This window comes from Roseicyclus sp., from assembly GCF_018402035.1.
Lineage (GTDB): Bacteria > Pseudomonadota > Alphaproteobacteria > Rhodobacterales > Rhodobacteraceae > Roseicyclus.
In genome coordinates, this window is record NZ_JAGYJN010000035.1 from 1 (window position 1) to 4900 (window position 4900).

The 4900-nt window shown below is 63.4% G+C and carries 8 protein-coding genes; 4 read left to right on the forward strand and 4 right to left on the reverse strand.

Annotated features, from left to right (window positions below; translation table 11 throughout):
- Positions 1 to 50 precede the first annotated feature (50 nt).
- Positions 51 to 329, forward strand: coding sequence for a type II toxin-antitoxin system RelE/ParE family toxin (locus KG698_RS14650; RefSeq protein ID WP_213686286.1), 279 nt, complete (start codon positions 51 to 53; stop codon positions 327 to 329).
- Positions 301 to 612 (forward strand): HigA family addiction module antitoxin, encoded by a 312-nt coding sequence (locus KG698_RS14655; protein ID WP_213686287.1) that lies wholly within the window; start codon positions 301 to 303, stop codon positions 610 to 612. Before KG698_RS14650 ends, KG698_RS14655 begins: the two co-directional genes overlap by 29 nt.
- 97 nt (positions 613 to 709) lie before the next feature.
- Here the strand turns inward: KG698_RS14655 and thyX are convergent, their stop codons facing one another.
- Positions 710 to 1618, reverse strand: a complete 909-nt coding sequence (thyX, locus tag KG698_RS14660) for an FAD-dependent thymidylate synthase (protein WP_213686288.1) — start codon at positions 1616 to 1618, stop codon at positions 710 to 712.
- Between the two features lie 188 nt (positions 1619 to 1806).
- On the opposite strand from thyX, the gene KG698_RS14665 reads away from it, so the two are divergent.
- Both KG698_RS14665 and KG698_RS14670 read left to right on the forward strand, forming a co-directional pair.
- Positions 1807 to 2235, forward strand: coding sequence for a VOC family protein (locus KG698_RS14665; protein ID WP_213686289.1), 429 nt, complete (start codon positions 1807 to 1809; stop codon positions 2233 to 2235).
- The gene (locus KG698_RS14670) at positions 2202 to 2933 is read left to right on the forward strand and encodes a DUF1194 domain-containing protein (RefSeq protein WP_300984166.1); all 732 of its coding nucleotides are present in this window, start codon (positions 2202 to 2204) and stop codon (positions 2931 to 2933) included. Before KG698_RS14665 ends, KG698_RS14670 begins: the two co-directional genes overlap by 34 nt.
- A 63-nt stretch (positions 2934 to 2996) precedes the next feature.
- Here KG698_RS14670 and KG698_RS14675 read toward each other — a convergent pair whose 3' ends face one another.
- From KG698_RS14675 to secF, 3 genes are all read right to left on the reverse strand, one after another.
- Complete coding sequence (locus KG698_RS14675; RefSeq protein ID WP_213686290.1) at positions 2997 to 3350, reverse strand: Mth938-like domain-containing protein; 354 nt, start codon at positions 3348 to 3350, stop codon at positions 2997 to 2999.
- A 16-nt stretch (positions 3351 to 3366) separates the two neighbouring features.
- Positions 3367 to 4119: a sulfite exporter TauE/SafE family protein gene (locus tag KG698_RS14680; protein ID WP_213686291.1), complete on the reverse strand. Its 753-nt coding sequence runs from the start codon at positions 4117 to 4119 to the stop codon at positions 3367 to 3369.
- Positions 4112 to 4900 (reverse strand): protein translocase subunit SecF (gene secF / locus KG698_RS14685; protein ID WP_213686292.1); only part of this gene is annotated, 789 nt, incomplete at its 5' end. The genes KG698_RS14680 and secF, both read right to left, overlap by 8 nt.

Genomic DNA, 4900 nt, shown 5'->3' on the forward strand with positions numbered 1-4900 from the left:
GTGTCGAGGGCAGGGTTGCATGATAGGATAATACGTGATACGTATCTCATATGATCCGTAGCTTTGCCTGCCGCGACACCGCAACGCTCGCCGCCCATCGACGCGTCCGCCGTTTCGTGCATATCGAACGGCCCGCCGTGCGAAAATTGGCGATGCTCGACGCCGCCCATCGGCTCGATGATTTGCGCGCCCCGCCGGGCAACCGGCTTGAGGCGCTCAAGGGCGACCGCGCGGGGCAGCATTCGATCCGGGTCAACGACCAATACCGCATCTGCTTCACTTGGCACGAGGATGGCGCCCATGACGTCGAAATCACCGATTACCACTGACCGCCTCGCCCCCATCCACCCCGGCGAGGTGCTGGCCGAGGAGTTCATGGCCCCCCTTGGCCTCTCCTCCAACGCGCTCGCCGCGCGCATCGGCGTGCCGGGCAACCGGGTGTCCATGATCGTCGCGGGCAAACGCGGGGTTACGGGCGACACAGCGCTCAGGCTGGCGGCCGCCTTCGGCACGACGCCAGAGTTCTGGATGAACCTGCAGAAAGGCTATGAACTGGCCGTGGCGCGGGAGGGGCTGGATGAAGACACCCTCACCGCCATGCGCGTCGCCTGACCCCACAACCCGCGCGACCCGTAGGGTGGGTGCAACCCACCACAAACACCCCACCACGGATCACGCCCTTCGGCGCGGATGGTGGGTTTCACCCACCCTACGCCTCAAACACCCCTTCAAACTCCCGCCATTCCCCCTTGCTCATCCCGCTCGTCTCCTGCGTCACCGCCTCGCCCGCCAGACGGCGGCGCAGCACCTCGACCCCCTTGGCCGACAGCGACACCCCCCCCATCCGGTAATCGGCGAAGGCCGCATAGGCGATCGGCACCCAATCGGCCACCAGCTTGCACATCAGATCGGCATAGACCCGGATCTCGTATTGCGCATGGGCATCGGCGCGCAGCCGCAGGAAGTGGAGCAGATTGTGCAAATCCACCTTCCAATACCATTGCGTATAGATATTGGCGGGCAGGTTCATCCGCGCCAACTCCCGCGCCAAGCCCTGCTGCCCGTCTTGGCTCAACATCGCCTCGTAATTGTCATAGGCCCGGCCTGCATCGGCTTTCAGCATCTCCAGCACGCGCGCGGCCTCCTCCCCCTCCAGCACGGCACCCCGGCCTTGGTTATTGACCGTCGATTGCGCCGCCAGATGCTCGGGCGCGGGGATGTAAAACTCTCGGTCAAGGATCGAGTAGCGCGCCGAATATTCGTTCACATTCGCCGTGCGGTGCCTGATCCATTGGCGCGCCACGAAAACCGGCAGCTTGACGTGAAACTTGACCTCGCACATCTCGAAGGGCGTCGAGTGCCAATGCCGCATCAAATAGCGGATCAACCCCTCGTCATTGCTGACATGCTTGGTGCCTGCCCCATAGCTCACACGCGCGGCCTGCACGATGGCGCTGTCATCGCCCATATAGTCGATCACGCGGACAAAGCCGTGGTCCAGCACCGGGTGCGCGGTGTAAAGATGCGCCTCCATCCCCTCGCTGACTGCGCGCAGCGTGGGCTTGGGCGTGGCGCGGGCGGCGTCGATTTCGGCTTGCGCCTCGGGGCTGAGCGGCATGGGGCGGCTCCTCTCTATGCGTGAATTTGGCGGCGAACCCCAACATCTTGCATCATTTTCGCTCCAAACCGCAAGATAAAGGGGCCATGCGCGCGCGCATTTACCCACAAGAAATTTACCCCCATCAAGGGCTGCGCAAGCCCGCGCCCTGCGCTAGCTTGATAGTCAACACAGCAAGGACGGCAAAAATGGCGATGAAATACCTCCACACCATGGTCAGGGTCAAAGATCTCGAAGCTTCCATGGCTTTCTATGAACTGCTCGGCCTGCGCCAAACCCGGCGCAATGATTACGAACAGGGCCGCTTCTCGCTGGTCTTCATGGCCGCCCCCGGCGATGAGGGCTGCCCGGTCGAGCTGACCTATAATTGGGACGGCGATGATGGGCTGCCGTCCGACAGCCGCCATTTCGGCCATCTCGCCTATGCGGTCGATGATATCTACGCCACCTGCCAGCATTTGATGGACAATGGCGTGACCATCAACCGCCCGCCCCGCGATGGGCGCATGGCCTTTGTCCGCTCGCCCGACAATATCTCCATCGAATTGCTGCAAGCAGGCGACCCCCTCCCCCCGGCCGAGCCTTGGGCCTCGATGGGCAACACGGGCCACTGGTGATCCGCGCGGCGGCCCTAGGATTATCCCTCTGGGCCGCCCCCCTCGCGGCGGATGCGCCCTGCCGCCTCGCGCTGCAATTGGGCTTCGATGTCTCGGCCTCCGTCGATGCGGCCGAATATCAGCTTCAGCGCGCAGGCATCGCCGCGGCCCTTCTCGCGCCCGAGATTGTCACGGGGTTCCTTCATGGCCCCGGCCATGTGGCGCTGTCGATCTTCGAATGGTCGGGTCGCTTTCAGCAAGAACTCGTCCTCGATTGGCTGCGCGTCACATCACGGGCCGATCTGGAAGCCATTGCCGCAACGGTCATGGCCCATCCGCGCAGCGCCCAAGACGGACCCACCGCCATCGGCTATGCGCTCGGCTTCGCGGCCACGCGCTTTGACACCGCCCCCGACTGCTTGTTTCAGACGGTCGATATCTCGGGCGATGGTGCCAATAATGACGGCTTTCCTCCCGGCGCGGCCTTCACGCATTTCGACTTCGATGGCGTCACCGTCAACGGGCTGGCCATCGGCGGTGCAGCCAATGATATCGCGCGCTACTTCGCAGAACAGCTCATCCGCGGCCCCGGCGCCTTTACCGAATACGCGGCCTCCTATGCCGATTTCGCGCCCGCGCTCCGCCGCAAGCTCGAACGCGAACTGCGCGTGATGATCTTGGGCGGTCTCGCCCTGCCCACGGGCCAACTCCCGCTCTAGGTCCATCTTTGCTTCAAAAATACTCCCGCCGGAGGCCCCCGCCGCCCGCCACGGACACTGGCCTTAGACCGGAAGCGCCGCCAGCCCCACACGCCGCCCTTCCGACAAAAGCACGTTATAGGTCCGGCACGCCGCCGGGCTTGCCGCGATCTCCACCCCGATCCCCGCCCCCTCCAGCGCGCGGCGCAGAGCGGCGGGAATGGGCGCAATCTCGGCCCCCGTCCCGATGAAGAGGACATCGATCTGACCCGCCGCCGCGATAAGCCGCGCGGCATCCCCATAGCCCTCCCAGCCGAACACCCCCGAAGGCAGGATGATCACCGCCCCCGCGACAACCTCGCCGCCGATACGGAAAAACCCCGGCCCATAGCCATCGACCGGGCGGCTGTCGTCAAATGTGACCTCGTTCAAACGCATCGGGTCTGTCTCCCTCTCAAGTCCAGATCGGCAACCCAACCAAGGCCGAGCCCGCGATAATTGCATAAGCGATCCGACGATACAGCATTTCTGCACGCGGGTCGAACAAGGCCTGCCCGATCCAATTGCCTAAACCATAAGGCAGCATCAACACGATCCCCAACCAGATCGCCTGCGGTGGCAACAGCCCTTGCAACCACAGATGCCCCAGCAACAGCCCCGAGCAAAGCGTCAAGAACACCAGCGTATTGGCCCGCATCGCTGCCGCGGGCGCACCTGCCCCAAGGTTGAACAAGATCACCACCGGCCCTGTCACACCCGTGGCCCCGCCGATCAGCCCCGTCGCTGCCCCAACGCCCAGCCGCGCGGCAGGCCGGGGACGCGCGGCCATCCGCCAGCCTGCGATCAGCACCACCAAGGTCAGCAGCACCACGACCGATACCGCCAGCCGGATCATCCCCCCATCCCAGACCCGCAAGGCCCAGATGCCCAAGGGAAAGCCCAGCATCGTGCCCAAAAGCATCTGGCCTAGCCCCGGCTTATCGACCGCGCCCCATGCGCGCGGCACCACCGTTACCAGCGCGATCAGCGCGGTCAGCGCGAAAGCGGCCACCGCCATGGCCGGTGCGATCAGCGCGACCGAGATCGGCATGAACACCAGCGCCGCGCCAAAGCCCGCAAAGCCATAGACCGTGCCCGCCAAGAAGGCCGCCGCCCCAAGCCATGGCAACGCCGATAGGTTCAGCGCCGCGATTAGCCCATCAAGCATCGATATTGGAAAACTGCGTGCCCGATTTCTGATCGGGCTTGGACCAGTCGCGCTTGACCCCGATCATCAACACCACGTTCTTGGCGACATAGATCGAGGAATAAGTCCCCACGATCACCCCCCAAAAGATCGCAAAGACAAAGCCCCGGATCACATCGCCGCCCAAGATCAGCAGCGCCAAAAGCGCGATCAGCGTCGTGCCAGATGTCATCAAGGTGCGCGACAGCGTCTCATTGGCCGACAGGTTCATCACATCTTGCAAGGGGCGCGATTTAAACTTGACCAGATTTTCGCGCAGCCGGTCAAAGATCACCACCGTATCGTTGATCGAATAGCCGATGATCGTCAAAAGCGCCGCAATCGTGGCCAGATCGAAACGGATTTGCAGCAAGCTGAAAATCCCGATGGTCAAGATCACATCATGGATCAAGGCCGCGACCGCACCCACCGAAAACTGCCACTCGAACCGCAACCAGATATAGACCAAGATCGCCGCAAGCGAGGCCAGCACCGCGATGATCGCGGTCTGGATCAACTCGCCCGAGACCTTGGGCCCAACGGACTCGACCGAGGGAAAGCTGATATCGGGCACGACCGCGACCAATGCCGCCTCGACCGCGGCGATGATCGCCGGGGTCACGGCCTCAGCCCCGTCTTGTGCCTGAATACGGATCATCGCGACATTCTGATCCGCCCCAAAGGTCGGATCGAAAACTTGCGTGATCGACACATCGCCCAGCGCCAGCGGCGCCAAAGCATCGCGGTAAAGCCCCACATCAAC